Source organism: Kandleria vitulina DSM 20405 (genome assembly GCF_000702065.1).
Classification (GTDB): Bacteria; Bacillota_I; Bacilli_A; order Erysipelotrichales; family Coprobacillaceae; genus Kandleria; species Kandleria vitulina.
On record NZ_JNKN01000004.1, the window covers coordinates 144,833 to 168,966 of the forward strand.

Sequence of the window (24,134 nt, forward strand, 5' to 3'; positions counted from 1 at the left end):
TGACCTCCTTAAGTTATTATATCAAATAAAAAAGGAATACGAGCATTTTCTCGTATTCCTTTTAGATCTTGTAGCCAACAACAACCTTTGTCTGTCTTGCGACACGATTAACGTCCCAGAGTTTGTTTGTATTATTGACACTGTTTGGATCATGTATGATGAGTTTGCCATCAGTGTTGATTCCTGCAATAACAATGTAATGACCACTTGTCGTAAAGTCACCTTTTTTTACATTAGCGATGAGAACATAGCCACTGCGCAAGTAAGATTGGATATTCTTAGGCTGCTTGTTTAGAACTCTTGCTTTTAGTCCTAACTTGCTTGCACCTTGAATAAGAAAATTAAAGGAAGATCCTAATCCTTCACGATAGTATCCTTGCTTTAAGGCCCATTGTCCTAATGTGTAAGGATCCTTGTCAGTCTTGCCTGTTAATCCTGAATAGATCATGGACATACATGTAGGTCCACATCCTCTTGGCGCAAATAATCCGGCACTGAATGTACGATAGCCCCATCTTTGATCCCACTGAATAAATTTAGGAATCGTACCTTTCTTGACTTCTCCAGTAATATCAATGCTTTGTGCATTGAAAGTAGAAGCTTTCGTCTTGTACTCATATGCAAATTTAGCAATTTCAGGATACTTTTGTGTATATGTGATTAATTCACTTGGGCATCCTTGCTTCTTTAACATATCAATTGTAATATCTTTTGCTTCTAAAGTTTTCTGAACAGTCTTTTTCTTAACAGTCTTGGCTTTTACCTTCTCTGTTTCCTTTACTGTTGTTACAGTCTCTGGTTTTTTCTTAGAGAACTTAGAAACTGTGAAGAATCCCATTCCGATAAAAAGGAATAAAACTAATGCAGCAGATATAACACGTTTAACTCTTAAACGTTTTCTTTTCTTAGGCTTAGTAGGAAATTGAGAATAGGCATGAAGTTTTCTTTGACGAGCATTAGGGTATCTTAATGAGCCCTTACTATTTCTATGCCTACTTGAAGTTGACTTGCGACGCTGTGCATTCTTTCCTGTCATCTTATCATCCTTTCGCATTCCCACTTAGTTTACCATATAAATAATTTAATGCAAATTGAAAACACGATGAGAATCCTCTAATTCAAAGAGATTATAGGATTTTATCATTAATTTGACAATTAATCTTCTAATGCCTGTTTTAAATCTTCAATGATATCTTCAACGTTTTCGATACCGACTGATAAACGAACCATATCTGGCATAACTCCACCAGCTTTTAATTCTTCATCAGTCAACTGACGATGTGTTGATGATGCTGGATGTAATACGCATGTATGTGCATCAGCAACATGTGTTGCGATCATCGCAACTTTTAATTTTTTCATAAATATTTCAGCAGCAGCTCTTCCACCTTTTACACCAAAGGCGATGACACCACAAGTACCATTTGGCATGTATTTTTGTGCTAGATCATAATATTTATCTGATGAGAGTGATGGATATGAAATCCATGAAACATGTTCATTCTTTTCTAGGAACTGTGCTACTTTAAGTGCATTTGAACAATGAACAGGAATTCTAACTGCTAATGATTCTAATCCAAGATTTAAGAAGTAGGCATTCATTGGTGCCTGGATTGCGCCAAAGTCTCTCATAAGCTGACTTGTACATTTTGTAATGAAGGCTCCCTCTTTACCGAACTTAGTTGCATATGTTAAGCCATGGTAGCTTTCATCTGGTTCACATAATCCAGGGAATTTTTCTTTGTGTGCCATCCAATCAAATTGACCATGATCAACGATGACACCACCAACTGTTGCATCATGTCCATCCATATATTTTGTAGTTGAATGAGTGACAATGTCACATCCCCATTCAAATGGACGACAGTTGATTGGAGTTGCAAAAGTGTTATCCACGATTAGTGGTACACCATGCTTATGCGCAGCATTAGCAAATTTTTCAATATCAAATACAGTCAAGGCAGGATTAGCGATTGTTTCTCCGAATACTGCTTTTGTATTTGGTTTAAATGCTGCATCTAATTCTTCTTCACTGCAATCTGGATCAATGAAAGTAAAGTCAATGCCCATCTTTCTCATTGTGACATTGAACAAATTGAAAGTTCCTCCATAGATGCTTGTAGAAGCGATTACATGATCACCAGCATTGGCAATATTAAATACCGCAAAGAAGTTAGCAGCCTGACCACTGCTTGTAAGCATGGCAGCAGTTCCCCCTTCAAGTGCTGCAATCTTATTAGCGACAAAATCATTAGTAGGATTCTGTAATCTTGTATAGAAATAACCAGAAGCTTCTAGGTCAAATAATTTACCCATATCTTCACTTGTATCATATTTAAAAGTCGTAGACTGAATGATTGGAATCATTCTTGGTTCACCATTTTTTGGCGTATAGCCTGCTTGTATACATTTCGTTTCTTGTTTCATAAATTCTCTCCTTGCTTTTTTAAAATAATTATAGACATTATCCTATTAACATTCAATATAAAAAAAGAGCATCTTCTTTACGATGCTCATAAAAAACCGTATTTTTCCATAATAAATTATATTTATTAGGAAAAACATAAATTTAAAACTACTTTCTCAATAAATATAAAGTGGGGTATTCCCTGTGCCAACAATTTTCTTTCCTTTTAAAGTGGCAACATAATAGATTGCTTTCTCATCTAGCTTATAATAAATGTTAAGATTTTCAATATCCCTTATTTTAACATTTTTTTCTTTAAGGTCCTCTTTAACTAACCTTTCGATATCTTGACTAGATACATTGAAAAAATCATACTGAATTTCTACATTAACCTTCATATTACCCACCTCCACAATATCATTATAGCTTTTCTATGCTTTTTATACAAGAAAATACAAAAAATATAAAAAAAGATAGTTAAATTTATGTTTATTATAATTTTATCCGTCAAAATAAAAAACAAGAACTCAGATGAGTTCTTGTAATTCTTTAGGATTATCCGCATACTTCAATGCTTCATCCCTACTTATATAGCCTTGTTGGACAAGTGTCATCAAAGAATGATTCAAGGAGATCATTCCCTGAGCAGCTCCTGTCTGTATCATAGAATTGATCTGATGCCCCTTGTTTTCTCTTATGAGGTTTCCAATGGCATCATTGACAAGCATAACTTCAAATGCTGGAATACGACCACGTCCGCCTTGCATTGGCAGAAGTGTCTGAGTGATGACAGCTTTTAGAACACCTGCCAACTGAATTCTTACCTGCGCTTGCTGATGCTGTGGGAAGACATCGATAATACGATCAATGGTCTTGGCTGCTCCAATGGTATGTAATGTAGAGAAGACAAGATGCCCAGTTTCAGCTAATGTAATTGTTGCCTGAATGGTTTCAAAGTCACGCATTTCTCCTACCAGGATAACATCTGGATCTTCACGCATCGCACTTCTTAAGGCGGTGTTGAATGAATCTACATCCCTATTCAATTCTCTTTGGTGAATAAGAGCCAAGTCTTCTTTATAAAGATATTCGACTGGATCTTCAATCGTAATGATATGACAATGACGATGATGATTGATTTCATCAATCATTGCCGCAAGCGTTGTAGACTTACCTGAACCAGTTGGTCCTGTAACTAGCACTAGTCCACGCGGTTCTTTAGTAAGTGTACGCATGATTTCAGGTAGTTTTAGTTCATCTATTGATCTAATATGTTCATAGATGACACGAATAGCAGCTGTACGCTGTTCTTGCTGAAGATAGACGTTTACACGATAACGCATGCTGTTTTCTACATAGACAAAGTCTAAATCGACACCTTTGCTAAGAACAGATTGATCCTCTTTTTCACAGAGAATATCCAGCATGTTCTTAGTATCTTCTTGAGAATATCCTTCTACTAGTTTCAATGCACCATTCTCACGAATGGTTACTTGTCCTTTTTCATCAATATGGACATCAGAGTAGCCTTTAAATCTTGCTTTTTCTAATAGTGTATCCAATACGTTCATATGATTACTCCTCATAGTAAGAAATACGTTTTAGTTCAGCCATTGTTGTCACACCTTCTTCTACGAGATCCTGTGCGGCTTCAAAAAGTGATTTATAATTCTGCGTTTTCTTTACATAGGCCTTAATATCATCCAATGATTTCTCTTCTGAAATCATTCTTTTTACGTGACGGTCAATGAGTACAATTTCATGAATAGCTGTTCTTCCTGAATAGCCTGTATGATTACATAGATTACATCCGTGAGCATGAGAGACGTAAGGAATCTTCTTAGTCAAGATCTTTTCTTCTTCAGGTGTTGGTGGTTCCTGTGTGGCACAGTATGGACATACCTTCTTGATAAGTCTTTGAGCCACTACACCAACTAGTGAACTGGCAATCATATATGGTTCTACGCCCATATCTTCAAGTCTGACGATTGTAGATAAGGCATCGTTGGTATGTAATGTACTAACGACAAGATGACCTGTAATAGCCGCTCTAACGGAAATATCAGCTGTTTCATTATCACGTGTTTCACCTACCATGATAATATCTGGATCCTGTCTTAAGATAGCTCTTAGTCCAGCTTCAAAGCTCATTCCCGCCTGATTGTTGACTTGTACCTGATTAATACGTTCCAATTGTTCTTCTACTGGATCTTCAATGGTTGTGATATTGACCTGTCTTTTAGCTAAGGCCTTCATGACCATATACAATGTTGTTGTTTTCCCTGAACCAGTAGGCCCTGTTACATAGATGATGCCATTTGGCATTTCCATCATCTTGTTCATCTTGGCTGCATCTTCATCATGCATGCCATAATTGTTTTCAAAATCAATTTCAGCATTGGAGTTAAGATAACGCATAACAATCTTTTCTCCATGAACTGTAGGAATAGTAGATACACGAAGGTTCATCGTAATCCCATTGATTGTTGTGATAATATGACCATCCTGAGGAATACGTCGTTCAGATATATCCAAGTTAGATAAAATCTTGGTACGTACTACCAGCGGTGAATGAATAGTTGATTGTAACTTCATGCTGTCAAGTAACATACCATCTATTCTTGTACGAACTAATGTTTCATCTTCAAATGGTTCAATGTGAATATCTGATACATTATCTCTGTATCCTTTAATAAGAATAGAGTTAAGAAGCTTTACTACAGGAGAATCGTCATCATCTACATTAAAGAGTTCTTCATCTTCAAAAGCATACAAGTCCGCATTCTTGTTGATGTCTTCAGAAGCAGTACTTGAATTGAGTTCACTATAATAATAGTCAATCGCATTGGAAATATCTTTTTCCATTGCCAAGAATAATTTAATATGCTTGCCAGTTACCAAGCGAATATCTTCAATACCATAGTAGTTTAGTGGATCATTTGTAACAACAATTAAGCCGTTTTCTTCTTTACTCTGAATCGCAATCATATTATATTTTCTTGATAATTCTTCTGGTATAAGGCCTACTGCCTCTTTATCAATCTCATATGTTTCAAGAGAAATCAAAGGCAGATCCATCTTCTTTGAAAGAACGACCAGCATTTCTTCTTCCTTGATAAAGCCAAGGTCAATCAAGTGTTCACCAATCTTCTTTGAACGATCAGCCCTTTGTGCCTGTAAAGCTTCTTGTAGCTGCTCTTCAGTGATATACCCTGCTTCTACAAGCATATCTCCCAATCGTAGATTCTTCATAACTCTTTACTCCTTATAGTAATAAATCTTATTGTGATGATTTTCATTGATATCCAGATTATACGATTCAGTAGAATCTGGAAGATTTGTATCTAAATGATTCTTTAGTTTAAACTTAAGTAATTCTAATGTCTGTTTTTGAGCATAATCGTACTTTCCTTCCATTTCATATTTAAAATCAATTCTACTTTTTGATCTTATGTATCCCAAAAAATGGATGGAAAGCTTATGTCCCTTATAAAAAGATTTCTTAAATACTGGATGGTTGTTTTTATAAAGCATTCCATTTTTTACATACAGTGCCTGCCACTTATGTTCATTATCAGGACTTGCATTAGTGAAGGTAAGATATGGTGTATAAATAAGTTCATCGTGAACATATTTAATCACCTTTTCTGTTTTTTTCTGTATGCGTTTTTCGTTATAGTGCAATGCATTATCGACAATCCTATAAAACTTAAATGAGCTATATCCTAAGATGCAGAAGGTAATAAACATCAGTAGATAGATCTTTATCTTCTTTAGTTTCATAGACTAACCCTCAATTATCTATTCTTCATTTAACATATAGATCTCTAGCACAGTGTTAAATCTTACAGATGAAGTAGAATCATTATCTACGCTATAACTAAATGAAGAGATATACGCACTCTTGATACGACTTCTGATCTGGTCAATAAATTTTAAATAAGATTTGCTGTCACCATCACAGATAATAGATACTGTGCTTAATGTGATATTCTTTGGCAATGTTGTTTGTTCACTGCCTTCCTGATCATTTGTCTGTTTTTGTCCAGATGTCATATTTAATGAAACAGGTGTAAGCTGACAGTTTTGAATTTCAGTTGTGATTGTTTTACTCAAATTTGTATTTGATGTCTTTTTATAATAACGTTGTGTCAATTGTTTATGATTATTTTTCTGAACGCTCAACTGTGTAGAAGCATTCTGATAAAGCTGCAGCTTAGACTGCAGTTCAGTCAGTTCTACATTTCTTTTGGCAATGGTTTCCTTGTTTTTTTGATAGCCATCAAGCTGTGGCTTAATGAGACCAAACCATCCTCCCATAATCAATAGGAAACAAAGAAGAACGTAAAGCATAATCTTTTCTCGTTTCGACATAGACTGAAAAATCTCTTTCACTCTACATTCCTCCTTTCAATTGAAAACTTACTGAATAATGATAAGTGTAGTTAGAAGGCTGTGTTGTATTCTGATTGCCAGTTGTATCTTCTTCAGTTGCATTTTGATCAGTTGTATTTTGTTGCGTAGTATCCTCTTGTGATTTATCAGATGTATAACCATTAAAAGTCACTTTATCATAATGCGTGTTCTTTGAAATCTCATCTACATATTCATTGACATTCAATGCTGAGATTGTAGTCCCCTGCACTGTTACTGCATTGTTGTCTTTTGAAAATGTCATCTGTGTAATCTGACAATCAGACTTTTCTGCACGATTATAGAGATCGTCTCCTATTTTTTGTGTAAAGGGAACATAGTCATCAAGTGACTTGTTGAACTTTGTGATTTTCTGGTTATCAGAAATCAAAGTTTTTGTTTCCTCATAGGACTCTTTATCAGCCACAGATAATGCCCCTTTTGTCTTTCCTATCTGACGATTTACATCATTTAATTCACTTTGAGTTGCCAATCTCGCATACAGTGCTGTTCCAGATGCAACAAGGACCACAAAAACAATTCCGGCGATTGGCAAAATTATTTTGTATTTATCATATCTATGCGGATCTTTAAACGATTCCTCGTATACCGCAAGAATATTTATTCTCTTGCTTTTGATTCCCATTCCTTACTCCCCTATCAGATAACCTAAAGTATTAAGATAATTATTCAAGGAAACTTCTTCCTCATTTTCCTTGTCATAATAAATACCTTTTGCTTTTGGCAGCATCATGCTTTCTATTTCTAAAATGTTTGATATTCTCTCACAGACAAGATCACTAACATCCGGACTCAATCCTGAAAAATAAACTGTTGAGAACGGTGCATTATTTTTCGGACTGTTCGCAAACTGCTGAAGCTGAGATATTGCTCTAACAATATCTGAGCCAAAGCTCTGTGTATCGCTGATATCAGAGAATATTCTGTTTCTTGTCGTTAAAACATAATTTCCCTTTGAAAATACTGATGAAATAATTTCATTTCCATCAACTCTTGTAATAGAAAATGAACCATCTGTCATATTAGGCAAATATTCTTTTAATCTAATAAGAATATTGATTGAAAAGTCAATATCGACTACATTTATTTCAAGACTTTCAAATAGATTAAGATATGTCGTAATCAAGTCTTTATCAATCCCCACTCCTAATATACGCACTGCTTTTTTTATTTCTTCATCTTCTCCAATGTAACCATAATCATAGAGCATCTCTTCATCACCTTCATAAAGGGTCGCAAACTCATTTTTAAGATGTTCTATGATTCTTTTCTTTGACATCTTTGGAATAACCAATGATCTTGCGATGATCTTATTACTATCTAGAATCAAGATACACTCTTCAATATCATATTGACTCTTTAATTCAGCCAAGGCTTCCTTGATGCTTGTATCATCAATAATGACACCATTGATAATGGCATTATCATCTATTTTAACATGTGCGTGATGGGCGATGTTAACCGCATCTCTTTTACGTTTCCCTTGAATAAATTCAATACTTTGTGTCTTTATTAAAATAATATTTTCCATAAGAATCCCCTAATTTCCAATGCTGCCATATAGTGAATACAATGGCAACATGACAGATATGATAATAAGTCCAATCATTGCCCCTAACACAATGATAAGAACTGGCTGTAGAATCGTTATCATCTGGTCTGTCGCAATCTCTGCTTCGAATTCGAAATCATCACTGATGCTGTCGAGCATCGTATCAAGACGACCTGATTCTTCACCAATGTAGATTGAAGCAGAAAGTTTTGGATCAAAACCTTCAACTTTATCTAATGCCACAGATAGATTTTGTCCAGAACGTACATCCAATGCTACCTGTTCAAACTGCGATTCAATGTAGACATTGTTGATGGTCTTTCTTGCCAACGATAAAGACTTAATCATTGATACACCACTTGTATACAACGAACTTAAACTACGAGCAAAACGTGCTGTGTAAATGATACTGATCAAATGACCAATCAATGGCAGTTTAATCTTTAAGCGATCCCATTTATATCTTATTGAAGGTGCCTTCAATGATGCATTGACTGATGCTATTAATGATAATAAAACAATTAATATCCAGTACCATGAATGAATCATGATTTTAGAAATACCAAATACAATCTTTGTGATTATTGGCATCTCATATCCATGGAAGACTTCAAAGAACTGCGGCATGATTACTGTAAATACTACAATCATAACAATAACTGTAACAGTAAATAGAATAATTGGATATGTCATTGCAGATTTGATTTTCCCATTTAATCTATTATCTCTAGTAAACTGGTCAGCTAATTTCAAGAATGCCTGATCAAGTTTACCTGATGCCTCTGCACTTTTGATCATATTGATCATTAATGGTGGAAACATATCATCCTGCATGGATAAAGCTGTACTCATTGGAAAACCTTGCTGAAGCTTAACGTAGACATTACGATAAATCATTTTTAGTTTTGCATCATGTTCACGTCTTACAACAATGGACATTGCAGAAATAAGTGAGATCCCTGATTGAATCATAGTTCCCATCTGACGACAGAAATCTGAAGCTGCATCATTCTTGATAACTTTTTTCTTCTTATCATCTTTGGCTTCTTTGGAATAAATTAAAAACAGCCCTTCTTCTCTTAAATGATTAAGAAGTTCTTCATAATTATCAACTTCCACTTTGCCAAAGTGGTGTTTAGAATAAATATCTTTTGCACAATATCTAAATACAGCCATTTTCAATCATCCTCCATATATACAATTATAACCCAAATATTACTTTTTTTGAATACACAGTCAATTATTAGTCAAATAATATTAGCAAAAAAGTGAGATCTTATCGACCTCACTTTTTATTTCATGTATTTTTTTAAATTAAAATGTTCCTTTTTAGCAAGTTCAAGAAGCTGCTCATTTGATGCATCTTCTACCTTGCACATATCAAGAAAGCCAAAGACTCCTGAAAAGCTGACCATCTGTGCTCCATACTCATTAATCAGATCTTTTTTTAATCTCTTATAATCAATTTCTTTCTTTGATGAAAACATGTTATCACCGACTTATAGATGAAGATTAAAGAAAGACAAATACAAAAGCAATAATTGCCATCCATACAATGAAGAAATAAATGCACCAAAACAAATGAACGGACCAAATGCCATATGTTCCTGCAATTTAATATTATGAGTTGCCAACAAGAAAATAGCCCAAATGCCAGCTAACACAATCGCAATAAATATACCAATAAGCATAAGCTTATAGCCTAGCAGAAAACCAAGCACCGCTGTGAGTTTAATATCGCCTCCGCCAAAGGCGCCATCCTTGATGTAACATAAGCCAAGCATCGGCAGACTGACACAGAAGAATCCAATCACCTTTTCAATAAGAGGAACATCTGCAACAAAAATCGAAAGAATACCCATTATCCCTAACGCTATTACAAGTTCATCCGGTATTGTCATAGTATCAATATCAATAAACGTAATAGCCAAAAGGATCATGTAGCATACAAAAACAAAAGGTGTCACAATATCAAAATAGAATGCATGTAAACAGATCAAGCCAATACATCCTCCCATTATTTCAATGAGCGGCGTACGCCAGCCAATCTTTGCGCCGCAATAGCGGCATCTTCCTCTCAAAAGAACCCAGCTTACAATTGGTATGAGATCATACCATTTTAATTGTGTCTTGCATTCATCACATCTGCTTCTTCCTTTGCTTATTGATATGCCTTTAGGCAATCTATCAATAACAACATTAATAAATGAAGCGACACATGCCCCTACTATAAATGCATAAATATATACTAAAATCATTTTTATCACCCGTATATTTCTGAGTTTGTTAAATATTTAGTTAACCAATCTTTATATTGTTGTTTAGTGGAATTCTTGGCATTTGAATAGTTTCCAACATATGTCCATGAATATTTTCGAGCATCTTCTGGTGTGCTGCTTCCTGAATAGCCAACTGCATCCACATTTGATCCATTATATTTCAAATCACAGCAGTAGATATCATCGCTACCAGAGTTCTGATTAACGACAAGATCTCCTTTTAAATATGTAGAATTTGGATCAAAAGCTGGATTCATTAACTGCCAGCCACTTAACGCATTGCCAGGAGATAAGGTATCATTTACTTGTTTCTCTTCAATCTTAATATCAGAAGAAATATTTTTCCCAGTAACAACCCAATCATCAGTCTTAGCTACCTTTAAATAGATTTTATTATTATAAGTAACATAATCACCTATGCGATATCTATTGTCACTTACATAATCTCCTTGATCAAGTTTACTTCCATCTTCTCTTACACAATCAATAAACTGTATACGATCATAAACGGTAAATGTAACAAGATTCGTATCAACTTTATGCAATGATACAGTATCTACATTCTTCTCAAATGCTTCAAAACGCTGCATCAGGATATCAGGCTTAATTATAGATTTCTCATAAATCTGAATTTCCTGTTCATAATTCTGATCACCTACACGAAAAGATATTTTCTTATTGCTTTTAGTTGCTTCTGTTTCCTTTTGAACCTCGGAGAATGTCGAATCCACATTTCTCTTTAATTTATTAGACTGAACCAATTGATGAGAAAACGACAGCACAGCTGTCAATACAGCTGAAAAAATAATGGCAAGAATACAAAATGAAATCACAACTTCTATAAGTGTAAAACCTTTATTGTTCTTCATTTTCTATTCCTCCTTTAACTTTGCAGCATCTTTACCGACATGCCAATGCTTTTCGTTATTATAAGATACATAAGCCTTATATGAATCAGTCTGTCCACGATAATATACTTTGACATAAACCACAATGTGCAATGTATCCTTATTTCTTGTAATAGTACATTTTTTTACTTTCCCTAAAGAATAATCACTATCATCAAGGTGAATATCAGTAGGATTGATTGTAATATCATGACTCAATTTCATTAATGATAAAGCATCTTTAAAATTTCCATCATTTTTTAGATTATCTTGATTATTAACAATATAGGCAGATAGACTCTCTGAAATACTTTTAGCATTCAAGTAAGCTTGCCTTTTGGAATAGTTATTTACAGATTGACGATAATAACTACCACCTAAAGAAATCATTCCTACCAAAAGTATCGTTACAATCAATCCTGCTATTATTGTAAAAGTTAACGCAGATCCTTTATTATTATTCATTCAAACCCCTTCTCACTCATTAATTTGGTTTCTTCCAGATAGAATCTCGACACTCAAGCTTTTTCCCATTAACCCATTCCGTAATCTCCTGCAAGATAAACTGATTAACTATATCCCGTTCACCATAACCTGACATATACGAATGCTTATCAATATTGCAAGTTCTCCTGCTCGCAAGTGTCAATGAAGAATATTTATTATACATATCACCACCAAAGCATATTCTATAGTCATGAATACCATCAGCTACATTATTTCTCATTCCCGTACGAACCCAATCACCTTGTTCATACGAACTATATGGCTGATATTCATTCTCTAATAATTTCCATCCTGATAATAAACCATGTGAATGTTCATCATGATTCTTATTACCAGGTTCATGCGTTGTACCTGATTTATAGTAATCAGTAAAGATCTTTACATAAAGCTGATAATAATCATGATTATTACCACCATTATAGATCTTAACCTTAACAACACTACCTTTCTTATAGTCGCCTTGCATATCCTTCAACGTATCATATTCCTCAATACCATTAAACTGTGTTTCATATGTCGGATAATTTAGCTTATACTTATTTTTTCTTTGTAAAATCAATGAATTTGTAGGAGCTTCGATACTCATTCTCTTATTTCCATTTTCCTCATTATTATCAAGAAACATGTGCTCATTGTAAATATTAGAATTTGCAGTTGGCATTTGTTCAGCTTCTCTCCAATAGAGACTCCAAGGTCCAATATAAGGAACGGCATCATTGCTTGCTTCTAACGGTGTCCTTTGATAATATCGGTTATTATATTTAATAAATTGACCGGACTTAATTGACGCTGCCTCTTTTGAATCATTAATAGTCTTTGCAACTTTAGAAAGTGTTTGAGTAGTCAAAACATTCCATTGTGTAGAATTTTGATTAGTAAATGATACAGGATCAATACCCTTGTTATGCCAGTTCCAATCACCAGTCCACTTATAATATTGACCATCACTACCTCTTACAATATCACCTTTAACATATCCAGAATTATTATCATAATTCTCATCAAGTTTTTCCCAACAAGAATTAGGTTTATCAGGAGCAACATTATCGTTTGTAGATTCTAATAAAATATACCAATATCCCTTATAAAATACATAATCACCTGCACGATAAATTGATTGAATTGGATAATTATCATTAAAATCAGCAGAATGTGATTCCTCTGGTTCATAATATCCCATATTCAAATAAGGTGTCATAAGATACAGTTTATCTTTTACCGTGTAAGTATAAGTAGGAGTAACATCACCAGGATCAGGTGTTGGTGTTGGATTAACATCCTCTATTGTTTCTGAAGAAGAATAATTCGTAGAACGATAATACAATCTTTTAGAAGATAAACTTTGCTTTTCACTAAACTTATGATATTGAAGATTAGCATCAACACTTAAATCTTCCGTCAATGTCTCATTAAGATTACTCATATGAATAGTATCTTCTTTATCATACTTCTCATTACTATTAAATAATGAATAATACAAATTAATAAAATTATGAGGCGTATGCCCACTTGTTCTAATCACATTCGTAAAAGAAATAGACAACTTATTTTCTTTCCCATTATAAAACCCATCAGAAAATAACTGTTTAGCTTGCTTAGTAGCATCATTTGTCCAATAAAGTCTACCATCTTCTACATACATGCATCTCCACTTATCTCCACTATGAAGTTTCTCTGGAATCTTATCAAAAGATTCCACATACCATGCATCAGTAGAATATTCTAATTCTTTTCTAAAATACTCAACAACATTATCCAGACTCCTTTTTCTTAAAGTTGTATCAGAATAAACTCCAAATAATCGAAACGTATTAACCAATACAGATCCAGCTACAAATAGCGCAATAGATCCAATCGCAAGTGATACAATTATTTCTATGAGTGTAAATCCTTTCTCATTTTTCATAAGCAAAATCTCCCATAATTATTCAGCATTATTATATCATATTAACGTCAAATAAATAAATTAATTAACAAATTAATGATATAAATAAAAACCTCATTGTATTAAACAATGAGGTCGGGTTTCTATAGTATTGTGTAATTGAATTATTTATTATGCATCTTTAACTTCAACTTTTTTGTTAGTATCGATAGTTACTTCTTTTGTTGGCCCATCAGATTCAATCTGAATTTTGCAAACAACCTTTTGAATATCTTTTTCAGCAGCATCAGTTCCACCAGAAACAGTAATTGCAGTCTCTTTAACGTCATTTACACCAGTATAAGTTTTATTATCGATATAACTTTGCGCAGCTTGTTTTGCTGCATTTTCATCTTTACCATCTGCAACTGCTTTTGCATACTGAGTCTGAGCATCAATTAATACAGCTCTTGCAACAGTCTGATATTTAGCATTTTTACCTTCATTCATGTAAGACATAACTGAAGGAACTGCAACAGCCATTAATACAGCTAAGATTACGATAACAACGATAATTTCAATTAATGTGAATCCTTTTTTATTTTTTAATTTTTTGAACATGGTATAAAACCTCCCTTTCGTGATTATTTTACCATAATTTGACTTTTACGCAACAGATTTTCAGAAAATAAAATAAATTATTTATAGCGCTTTCATTGATCTTTTGCAATCATTACTTCGAAAAAAGGATCCTTTAAAAGTATCGGACTACTTGTACTCCATTTTCTATCAATGCGGACATTCTTATTAGTATCAATTCGAAAAATAATACATTGATCATGGTATCGATCTCTTGTATTTCTATCATCACTATTTACACCATCTGGATAAATTGTGGCACTTAAAGCATCGACATTATGGTCAGCAGTGACATGAATACGAATATGATTGACATTCACTCCTTTGAACTTAGATCTAGGAATTTTCAATTCACTGTTTCTATCCTTTCCCTTAGGATCTCTGCCATGTTCCATATAAAATTTCATATATTCATATTGAACTCTCTGAAAGACAGCTCTCGCACCTGCTTCATACTTTGCATCCTTGCTGGCAACAGTATATTGCATAACACTAGGAACTGCCACTGCCATTAAAACTGCCAATATTACAATGACTACAATAATTTCTATTAGTGTAAATCCTTTCTTACCCTTCATTCTTTCCAACATATAAACCACTCCTACTCTCACCGCCATTATACCATAATTTCACTTTATTTTGACATAAATATTACTATTGACAGAAAAAAAACAGCGAATATATCTATATATTCGCTGCATGTTTTAGCTTATCTAAGTGTTCACGTAACTTTTTAAAATCACTTTCAGAACACTTGTCTATTTGAACTTTTTTTAAAGCTTTTTTATATTCATTTATTTCTTTTTTAAGATGATCATGCTTTTCTGCAAGAAAGGCATCTGATTCATTCTTAAAGAGAATTCTCTCTTTCTTACTAGCATCATCTTTTTCATATTTCTTTGCTTCTTCCATTGCTTTTTCTATTTCTTCTTTGCTCATATGTGATGAAGATTCAATAGTAATGGATTGTGCATGTCCCGTAGAAAGATCTTTTGCACTTACATTAACAATACCGTTTGCATCAATATCAAACGTAACTTCTATCTGAGGGACTCCTCTTAATGCAGGTTTGATATGTTTTAATTTAAACTTTCCTAATGACTTATTATCTTTAGCAAGCGGTCTTTCTCCCTGCAGTACGTTGATTTCTACTTGTCTTTGGAAATTGGTACTTGTAGTAAAGATCTGCGAGTAAGTTGTTGGAATAGTGGTATTACGAGTAATTAGTGGCGTAGCCACTCCTCCTACTGTTTCTATTGATAATGTCAACGGCGTTACATCTAATAAAAGAAGATCCGTTGAAGTTCCTGTGCTTGAAAGCACAATCTGTCGCGAGAGTTTGGCTGCCTGGATTGCAGCGCCTTTAGCGACACATTCATCAGGATTTAAAGAATGGGATGGTTCTTTCCCAATGACTTGTGCTACTCTCCTAATGACTGATGGTATACGTGAAGCTCCTCCGACCATAATGCATTTGTCGAGATCACTTGGTGTGAGTCTTGCATCGTTTAATGCATGCTGCATAGGAAGGACACAGCGTTCTACAAGTTCTTGTGTCAATGTTTCAAAGACAGCTCGATCAATTGTCATTTCTAGATTCTTTACTCCCAGTCTATCCTGATAGATAAATGGCAATGAGATTGTTGTTGAAGACATAGTAGACAGATCAATCTTTGCTTTCTCTGCTGCTTCAAGCACTCTTCTTTTTGCTACAAGATCTTTTCTTAAATCCACATGTTCTTTCAGTAGAAAATCTTCAAAGATAAATGTAGCTAACGCTTCATCAAAATCATCTCCACCAAGATGATTATCACCACTTGTAGATAAAACTTCAATAACCCCTGCTCCTATTTCAATAATAGAAACATCAAATGTACCTCCTCCTAAATCAAAGACCATCACTTTCTGACCAAAATGATTTTCAAGTCCATAAGTCAAAGCAGCTGAAGTCGGTTCATTTATTATACGAATAACATCAAGGCCTGCAATACGTCCTGCATCCTTTGTAGCTTGACGCTGATCATCATTAAAGTAAGCCGGAACAGTAATGATTGCCTGTGTTACTTCTTCATTAAGATAATGCTGAGCATCCATCTTAAGCTTCTGAAGAATCATAGCTGAAATCTCCTGAGGCGTATAGTGATTGTTGTTAAGCGTTACTTTTTGATCTGTTCCCATCAATCTCTTAATGGACATGATGGTATTATGTGGATTCATCGAAAGCTGTCGCTTTGCCAATTCACCAACAAGACGCTCTCCATCTTTATTAAACGCCACTACTGAAGGGGTTGTCTTCATCCCTTCACTATTAGGAATAATGGTTGTATGGCCATTTTCTGAAATCGCCATACAGCTATTGGTTGTCCCCAAATCAATTCCTATGACTTTTCCCATTAATGACAATCTCCTTTCTTTTTAACAGCATCCAAGACATCTTAAACACATCAGTGCGTAGCAACATGAAAATGGTGACATTGTTCTTCCATAACTCTGTGAGGTTGTAGTATATGCCCTTTGACCACCTGTCAATTGCTGAAGAAGAATCAGATACTGCAGATTCATTGGATTCATATTATAAGCTGTTGAAGCATACTCCTGTGCTGCAATTGGATTACCTAATCCCTGCTCACATATAGCCGCATAATAGAACCACACATCCGTTCTGTTTCTGATACCATTTAAGACACCCATCGCTTCACTAAATCTCTGGGCCTGAATAAAGCCAGCTGCTTCTCTATATGCTTCTTCATCAGTTCCTGTAAACGACGAAGAATAGCTGCTATCATAGCTTTGCGACTGATTCGTATACGTACGATTTGTAAATCCACGTTTACGATCATCCATAATCGTTTTATAGGCAGTCTGTACCTGCTTAAATTTTTCTGTATATTCTTCCTGATGAGGATTTCCAATATTAGCATCAGGATGATACTTCTTAGAAAGACTGCGATAAGCCTTCTTTACCTCATCATCACTAGCAGAAGATGGGACTCCTAAAATATCATACGGATTCATTCATATTACCTTTCTTTCTTTTATTCTTAACACTTTCAAATCGAGACCAGACCCCAGAATAAAGAACATTTCTTAAAATGTCCCCATTTAATAAAATGGGCAGTCTTTCAAAAGCCATTGTGGCTTCACTTATAAATAGATTCAATAAAGATTCTACATATTCATCAAACTGATCCTGGTGATAGTTCTCCTTAAAAGGATTATAAGTCTTCTTCTTGATATCATCTTCAATATCATCATAAGCATCCATCAAATAAATAAACTTACCAAGATTCGCTCCTAGAATATAAAGATCATCTTTCCATATGTCATCATCATAGGCAAAGATTTCTCCCATTACTACACTAAAAGCATTGCACATCTGATCAAGATTCGTGCAGCCCTCTTTTTCTAATTCGTTGATATGATTTAAAGCCTTCTCTATACGCTCAATCTTTAAAGGATATTTCTCTTTCACTTTTAAAAAAGGCTTAGTCAGTATTTTCAACTGACGATGATGACGATTTTCATCATGAAAATCATCAAGTGCCTTATAATAGGCAAGCACAATACTCATATCTGCTACATAATGATCATACTGATGTCTTACCTGCTTATGTTTCTTTAAAGGATGCATCACACAAGTCAACTCATCATGAAACAAATCAGGTTCATATAAGCCAGCCAAGATTATACTTAAAAACGTCATATCATTAGAATGAAACATTGTGACTTTATGTCCATAATCATTTTTAAGACAATCACAAAGACCACAATAAAAAGAACGATACTGTTCTTTTTGACTAGCAGAAATCTTATCATTTAAAACAACATAACCAAACATAATTAACTTCTCTTATCAAAATGTGTATGACACTTTGGACATACCACTTCAACCTTTCCACGACCTCTAGGGATACGGACAAGCTGATGACACTGTGGACAACGATAATAGCGATGATCTCGATCACTTAATCTTTTCTTATAAAGAGTAACCGTACGAGAAATAGGTGCAATCATTTTCATGTAAGCTTCATTCTCACTATATCGTTTATAGATATTCTTAGAGAAACTACGATATATTTCTAAAATCAACAGTGCATATGATAAGAGTGAAATAACATATGAATGTACAAATATATTAATGACGATCAAGAATAAAACAAAGAACATAATATGTGTATTAAGTGTATCTGTTCCATATCTTCCCATCATAAAATGCATAAGTTTTTCTCTCATAATTCTCGCTCCTTTTAATTGAATTATAAGTATTCTTTGTGAATCTCAAATGAACTCATAGTTTAAGTATAATGTTTTTCAATGAAAACGTAAACATAGAATTTTACAATAAAAAGCTCCTAAAGCTTTCACTTTAGGAGACTTCTTTATTTCATTAATTTCTGAGCAATAGTCTTTACAGTATTCGAATGAATCGCAAATGCAAGTCCTTCTGAACCACTTTGTACAGATTTTGCACTGACAAGTCCAATTAAATTTCCTTTTGCATCAAATAATCCTCCACCTGAGTTACCTGGTGAAACAGCGGCATCAGTCTGGATAACTGTTAGCTTGATTGTATTTTGATACATAGAATTAGAATTTGATCCAGTTGCCACTTCAATAGAACGAGAAGTAGCAGAAATGATACCTGAAGTAATAGAGTTGCTTAGACGTCCTTCTGGATTACCTACGGCATAAGTAGTAGCACCCTGGACAATCTTTGAACTATCCGCAAATGTAGCAGGAGTTAAATCAGTCGCATCAATTTTTAATACGGCAATATCCTGTGAACTATCTGAACCAATTAAAGTTGCTGAATACTGCTGCTGATCTGAAGTTGTTACCACGATCTTTGAAGCACCATCTACAACATGGGCACAAGTCACAATATATCCATCTTTTGTATAGATGACACCTGAACCAGCACCACTTGATACTTCATTACCATATCCATAGTTATAAGTGCTCATCTTTTCTGTTGTAATTGCAACAACACTTGCTGACATCTTTTTAGCAACTTCTGTCGCATTGGTAGATGTCGTTGTTGTAGTAGAAGGATCAACACTTGTAATAGTGTTTCCTAAGTAATTCGTGTAGACATATGCTCCACCAATTCCTCCTGCAAAAGCAAGTACTAAAACAACAAACAATTTTATAAAGGTCTGTGAGAAAACACTCTGCTTATTGTAAGGAGGCATTCCTGACTGGCCATTCTGAGATGGTCCTTGCTGATAGGCTCTTTGCTGATTGGCATGCTGGTAAGCTCTTTGCTGATTGGCATTTTGATAAGCTCTTTGATTGTTATACTGATAACCATTATTCTGATAATTCATTCTTTGCCCGTTGTATGATCCCGCCTGATTAAGTGGACGAGACTGACTTTGTGCTTGATTTGATTGCATATTGCTATTCTCAGAAGAATGCATACTTTGACTATTTTCAAAAGAATTGTTCTGATTTCTATTTTCCATACGTTTCTTCCTTTCTTTATACACATAGTATAAGAATCAATTAATCTTATATTATGTATGAAATATGTGAAAAAATGTTAGAAGGATATACCTTTAACCTAAACATATCATAACACAATTTAAAAAAATGGGAAAATTTTCATTTCCCATTTTCGTCTAGAAGAAGTCTTCTCGCATTCTCTTTTTGTTCTCCTGCTTATTGCGATACATTTCAAAGTCCGCTCTAGCAAAGACATTCAAGAACGTATCTCCCTTCTTATAGATCCCCATTCCTGAAGCGATAGATACTTCTATCCATGGTTCAAGAGAATATCTGATGCTCGCTTTTTCTCTTGCCTTTTTAAACAGTTCATCTCTATTCCTGTAATCACTGTTTTCAATAATAACCACAAATTCATCTCCACCAATACGATAAACCGGTGAATGATCATAAAGTTCACAAATAAAATGACAGGTATTCTTGATTGCTTCATCACCTCGATAATGACCATAGTTATCATTAATTATCTTCAAGTTATTCATATCCACAAGCACAATCCCAAATTCCGCATTATCTTCCTTGATCTTTATTTCAAGCTCATTCTTCTTTTCCGAATAAGCCGCATGATTTTTCACACCCGTCAATTCATCACGATAGACACGATTTTCCAATCTGTTAAAATAGATCTTCAACTGCTTAGCAGTCATATTGAAACTTTCCGCAAGTGAACCCATTTCATCTTTTGATTTATACTCAATACGAACATCATAATCCCCTTCTGCAAGCTTATGAGAAGATTTGATAATCTCTTCAATAGGCTTAACATAACGTCTTTCAATCCAGAAAGGAACAATGCTGAAGACAATCGCAATAATCACACAAATCACAATCAATGATTTAATAGAAAGATTTCGATCCTTAAACAGATCCTCTGTCTCATCAGTAAGGAACAGTTTCATTCCATTAGATAAAGTCACAAAGACAAGCGCATGATCTTCATCATTAAAACTATAGTAAAGCATGCGATCTTGTGATGTACTGGTTGTTAAATCCTCCTTTAAGGTATCATACATCTTAAAATGATAATTTGTCCCATAAGGATAAAGATAATGCCAATACATCTTCTCTTTACCATCACTTAAGAATGCATATCCTTTATCATAGACCTGAATATTTCTTACAGGATGAATAAAATCATTGAAGTCTAAATCAACACCAACAACACCAATCATTTCACCTTCGACAAAGAAAGGTGAAGCATAACTTATGACCTGCTTATTAACCACTATGTTCTTATGTGGCTCAATCCAGGTATCATTCTTTATAGACAATGTCTGATAATACCATTGAAACTGTTCATCATTTTTGCCTTCATCATTCATAGTTCTATAAGATACATTAGAAAAACTCTTACGCAAAGAATCTCTGGTATGATAAAATCCTTCATTCTTTATGTTTGCTCTAGCATAACGAAAATAATAGCTACGTATAATATCACTATCACCAATGATCTTATTAAATGTGTTGACCATCTCATATTGCAATTTATTTCTTACATTTTCATTCTCAATTTCATTGGGATTTTCTACAATCTGCTCAGCGATTGTCTTGACTGAACGAACAGCTGATCTCGTTCTTTCAAGCTTCTGATCTAGATAGTAAGCATTACGCTCACAAAGCAGATTCATAGTCCTACATACATACCCATCTGATAACCTCTGTATTTCATAGAATGCAATACCACCGAGTCCCACTTCTACAAATAACAATGCAGTGATTATCAATAAAAGCATTTTATTTCTAATCGACATCATAATAATCACCATCTCTATAAGGTTATCATATCATTTCTTCACATGAATTCGTAAAAAAAAGGTCAAAATTTTAAAAAAGGTACTTCGATTTGTTAATCGAGTACCTTTTGACATGATTTTTTTAGTAAATCAAGATATTTTTGAGCCAATGGCGTTACAAAGGACTTCTTATGGAGAATGTATCCTACTTCAATATAATCATCAATTTCAAGTGGAATAGCTGTAATCTCTGGGTTAAGTTCATTAAAGACAATACCAGTGGAGATAGTATATCCCTGAAGTCCAATCATCAGATTGAACAATGTACCACGATCGGATACCTTAATTGACTTTGTATGAGGATATGTTGATTGTATTTCTTCCATAAAATAGAAAGAATTTGTTTCTCCCTGAAGATAAGATAAATATGGATAATCATCAAGTTCTTCAAGCTTTACTGATTTTCTATGTGCTAGTGGATGCTTCATGCTCATAAAGACATGAGGTTTAGCTACAAATAGTGAATGGAATACAAGCTTGGATTCATGAAGAATCTTGGAGATGACATCATGGTTGAAGTCATTCATGTAAAGGATTCCTACTTCACTTTTCATATTCTTTACATTCTCAATAATTTCATTTGTCTTAGTTTCTTCAATAGAAAAGTTGTATGTATCATAGCCAACTTCTTCAAGAAGTTCTACGAACGCATTAATCGCAAAAGAATAATGCTGAGTGGAAACAGAAAAACTAATCTGTGTATTCTTTTTATCAAGGTAACGCTCTTCTAATAATGCATACTGCTCTACTACTGCTCGTGCATAGCCTAAGAAAGCTTCCCCATCATTGGTGACTGTGATGCCCTTGTTTGTACGATGAAACAATGATAATTCAAGTTCCTCTTCAATATCCTTAATCGCATTAGATAAGCTTGGCTGGGAAATGAAAAGATTCTTGGCCGCTTCATTAATTGATCCATCTTTAGCAACCTGAAGGACATACTTTAATTGTTGAAGTGTCATTAAGCTTTATAAATCCTCTCATATAATGATAATTCTTCTTCTGTATCCCGAGTAGATGCAAAAATAAGATCACCCTTCTTTTCATCAGTATTAAGAAGATTAAATTCTTTTAGCTTTCTTTCTAGCTGTCTGCTCGTTCCTTCTCCTCCATCATAACAAGGAATATCTCCTAATATATTAAGAATATTCTTTTTAACATGAGGATAATGAGTACACCCTAAAACAACGCTATCTACATGTCCGACATGATCCGCAAGCTTTTCTTTTAGGTAATTGTCAACGACATCATCATCGAGATGTCCTGCTTCTAAGATATCAGCTAACCCATTACATACACATGGAATAATAGTCGCATTGCTGCCGTATGTACGTGCTAGCTCATGGAATTTATCAAGTTTCAAAGTATTATCAGTCGCCATCACCAAGACATGATGATGAGACTCAACTGCTGGCTTTAATGCTGGTTCTACCCCGATAATAGGAATCTCTGGATAGACATTGCGCAATAGATCAATAGCGGCACTTGTAGCTGTATTACATGCAATCACAACAGCCTTAACACCTCTTAATACGAGCTTATTGATCATTTCTATTGTACGATCTTGCACTTCCTTGATGCTCTTTTGTCCATAAGGAGCATGTGCTGAATCCCCAATAAAATAAAAGTTTTCTTCCGGTAAACGACGAGTCAGTTCCTTTAGTACGCTGATTCCTCCAACTCCTGAATCAAACACTCCTATATAGTTTTCTAAATCTCTCTTCATCATTCTACCTCCTGATTATTAATCATAATCATTTAAAAGATAAAAATCAATCTCTTGCATAGAAAAATACGCAATGATAGTTTATCAGAATCTCATAATACAAGTAACGAGTAAATTCACATTCTTTTATGATATCCAAGATAAAAATTGAGTACTCATAGATACTGTTATATAATTATTTCACAACTATACATAGTGAACTACCACCCACCTAAAGGTAGGTGGCTTCTAAGAACCTGACGGTTCTATTTAAGAAGTTTGATATTTAAGTTTCCACCCGACAAGTCAGGCAATCCTTATTCTTACAGGCGTGTCCACTTCGCCTCTACCGTATAGGATGTTAACATCCACAACGCTACTTTTACGCATGATGTTCAATGCGCCATTAACATCCGCATTGATTATTTTCCCGCTTGCGGTTTTATATTGCCCTCTGTGTATTCTTTTGCCGCTAAACTGATATTCTCTTGGATTATCAGCATTGTAAACAGGAATGTCATCTCTATCCCAGAATGATGATTTTGATGTATAGGACTCTTCC

At 34.4% G+C, this 24,134-nt stretch carries 26 protein-coding genes; all 26 read right to left on the reverse strand.

Translation table 11 applies throughout. From position 1 onward, the window contains the following. Positions 1-61: 61 nt before the first annotated feature. Positions 62-1,054 (reverse strand): C39 family peptidase, encoded by a 993-nt coding sequence (locus T513_RS11625; RefSeq protein WP_080703074.1) that lies wholly within the window; start codon positions 1,052-1,054, stop codon positions 62-64. Positions 1,055-1,155: 101 nt separating this feature from the next. Further along, positions 1,156-2,427: an O-acetylhomoserine aminocarboxypropyltransferase/cysteine synthase family protein gene (locus tag T513_RS0101760; protein ID WP_031588653.1), complete on the reverse strand. Its 1,272-nt coding sequence runs from the start codon at positions 2,425-2,427 to the stop codon at positions 1,156-1,158. A 156-nt stretch (positions 2,428-2,583) separates the two neighbouring features. Next, on the reverse strand, positions 2,584-2,805 hold the full coding sequence (locus tag T513_RS0101765; protein ID WP_029070446.1) for a DUF6465 family protein: 222 nt from the start codon (positions 2,803-2,805) through the stop codon (positions 2,584-2,586). Positions 2,806-2,934: 129 nt separating this feature from the next. After that, the gene (locus T513_RS0101770; protein ID WP_029070445.1) at positions 2,935-3,978 is read right to left on the reverse strand and encodes a type IV pilus twitching motility protein PilT; all 1,044 of its coding nucleotides are present in this window, start codon (positions 3,976-3,978) and stop codon (positions 2,935-2,937) included. 4 nt (positions 3,979-3,982) lie between these two features. Continuing rightward, on the reverse strand, positions 3,983-5,659 hold the full coding sequence (locus T513_RS0101775; protein WP_031588654.1) for a GspE/PulE family protein: 1,677 nt from the start codon (positions 5,657-5,659) through the stop codon (positions 3,983-3,985). 6 nt (positions 5,660-5,665) lie between these two features. Beyond that, positions 5,666-6,190, reverse strand: coding sequence for a hypothetical protein (locus T513_RS0101780; protein ID WP_031588655.1), 525 nt, complete (start codon positions 6,188-6,190; stop codon positions 5,666-5,668). A gap of 18 nt (positions 6,191-6,208) precedes the next feature. After that, a complete protein-coding gene (gspM, locus tag T513_RS0101785; protein WP_031588656.1) occupies positions 6,209-6,802 on the reverse strand; it encodes a type II secretion system protein GspM in 594 nt (197 codons plus the stop codon). A gap of 1 nt (position 6,803) precedes the next feature. Next, positions 6,804-7,466, reverse strand: coding sequence for a hypothetical protein (locus tag T513_RS0101790; protein ID WP_031588657.1), 663 nt, complete (start codon positions 7,464-7,466; stop codon positions 6,804-6,806). Positions 7,467-7,469: 3 nt separating this feature from the next. Next, on the reverse strand, positions 7,470-8,372 hold the full coding sequence (locus tag T513_RS0101795) for a type IV pilus biogenesis protein PilM (protein ID WP_031588658.1): 903 nt from the start codon (positions 8,370-8,372) through the stop codon (positions 7,470-7,472). Positions 8,373-8,381: 9 nt separating this feature from the next. Further along, positions 8,382-9,569 carry a type II secretion system F family protein gene (locus T513_RS0101800; protein ID WP_031588659.1) on the reverse strand — a complete coding sequence of 396 codons (1,188 nt, stop codon included), beginning with the start codon at positions 9,567-9,569 and terminating at the stop codon, positions 8,382-8,384. Positions 9,570-9,685: 116 nt separating this feature from the next. Then, the gene (locus T513_RS0101805; protein WP_031588660.1) at positions 9,686-9,880 is read right to left on the reverse strand and encodes a hypothetical protein; all 195 of its coding nucleotides are present in this window, start codon (positions 9,878-9,880) and stop codon (positions 9,686-9,688) included. Positions 9,881-9,892: 12 nt separating this feature from the next. Continuing rightward, positions 9,893-10,651 (reverse strand): prepilin peptidase, encoded by a 759-nt coding sequence (locus T513_RS0101810; RefSeq protein ID WP_031588661.1) that lies wholly within the window; start codon positions 10,649-10,651, stop codon positions 9,893-9,895. 5 nt (positions 10,652-10,656) lie between these two features. Beyond that, positions 10,657-11,541: a pilus assembly FimT family protein gene (locus T513_RS0101815; protein WP_031588662.1), complete on the reverse strand. Its 885-nt coding sequence runs from the start codon at positions 11,539-11,541 to the stop codon at positions 10,657-10,659. Positions 11,542-11,544: 3 nt separating this feature from the next. Next, positions 11,545-12,024, reverse strand: a complete 480-nt coding sequence (locus T513_RS0101820; protein WP_031588663.1) for a hypothetical protein — start codon at positions 12,022-12,024, stop codon at positions 11,545-11,547. Positions 12,025-12,043: 19 nt separating this feature from the next. Then, the gene (locus T513_RS0101825; RefSeq protein ID WP_031588664.1) at positions 12,044-13,972 is read right to left on the reverse strand and encodes a PulJ/GspJ family protein; all 1,929 of its coding nucleotides are present in this window, start codon (positions 13,970-13,972) and stop codon (positions 12,044-12,046) included. Between the two features lie 150 nt (positions 13,973-14,122). Further along, positions 14,123-14,551: a prepilin-type N-terminal cleavage/methylation domain-containing protein gene (locus T513_RS11875; RefSeq protein WP_080703075.1), complete on the reverse strand. Its 429-nt coding sequence runs from the start codon at positions 14,549-14,551 to the stop codon at positions 14,123-14,125. 92 nt (positions 14,552-14,643) lie between these two features. After that, on the reverse strand, positions 14,644-15,159 hold the full coding sequence (locus T513_RS12550) for a prepilin-type N-terminal cleavage/methylation domain-containing protein (RefSeq protein WP_051654348.1): 516 nt from the start codon (positions 15,157-15,159) through the stop codon (positions 14,644-14,646). Between the two features lie 94 nt (positions 15,160-15,253). Then, the gene (gene dnaK / locus T513_RS0101840) at positions 15,254-16,963 is read right to left on the reverse strand and encodes a molecular chaperone DnaK (protein WP_031588667.1); all 1,710 of its coding nucleotides are present in this window, start codon (positions 16,961-16,963) and stop codon (positions 15,254-15,256) included. 21 nt (positions 16,964-16,984) lie between these two features. Continuing rightward, a complete protein-coding gene (locus T513_RS0101845) occupies positions 16,985-17,584 on the reverse strand; it encodes a J domain-containing protein (RefSeq protein ID WP_031588669.1) in 600 nt (199 codons plus the stop codon). Next, positions 17,571-18,407, reverse strand: a complete 837-nt coding sequence (locus tag T513_RS0101850; RefSeq protein WP_031588670.1) for a DUF5685 family protein — start codon at positions 18,405-18,407, stop codon at positions 17,571-17,573. Before T513_RS0101850 ends, T513_RS0101845 begins: the two co-directional genes overlap by 14 nt. 2 nt (positions 18,408-18,409) lie before the next feature. Then, positions 18,410-18,802, reverse strand: a complete 393-nt coding sequence (locus T513_RS0101855; protein WP_031588671.1) for a hypothetical protein — start codon at positions 18,800-18,802, stop codon at positions 18,410-18,412. A 146-nt stretch (positions 18,803-18,948) separates the two neighbouring features. Then, complete coding sequence (locus T513_RS0101860) at positions 18,949-20,034, reverse strand: S1C family serine protease (RefSeq protein WP_236700943.1); 1,086 nt, start codon at positions 20,032-20,034, stop codon at positions 18,949-18,951. 156 nt (positions 20,035-20,190) lie between these two features. Next, positions 20,191-21,828 carry a diguanylate cyclase gene (locus T513_RS0101865; protein ID WP_162176412.1) on the reverse strand — a complete coding sequence of 546 codons (1,638 nt, stop codon included), beginning with the start codon at positions 21,826-21,828 and terminating at the stop codon, positions 20,191-20,193. A gap of 92 nt (positions 21,829-21,920) precedes the next feature. Further along, positions 21,921-22,829: a LysR family transcriptional regulator gene (locus T513_RS0101870; RefSeq protein WP_029071325.1), complete on the reverse strand. Its 909-nt coding sequence runs from the start codon at positions 22,827-22,829 to the stop codon at positions 21,921-21,923. Then, a complete protein-coding gene (gene murI / locus T513_RS0101875; protein WP_029071324.1) occupies positions 22,829-23,596 on the reverse strand; it encodes a glutamate racemase in 768 nt (255 codons plus the stop codon). Before murI ends, T513_RS0101870 begins: the two co-directional genes overlap by 1 nt. Positions 23,597-23,878: 282 nt before the next feature. Beyond that, on the reverse strand, positions 23,879-24,134 hold a 256-nt coding region (locus tag T513_RS0101880; protein ID WP_238551716.1), incomplete at its 5' end, for a transposase.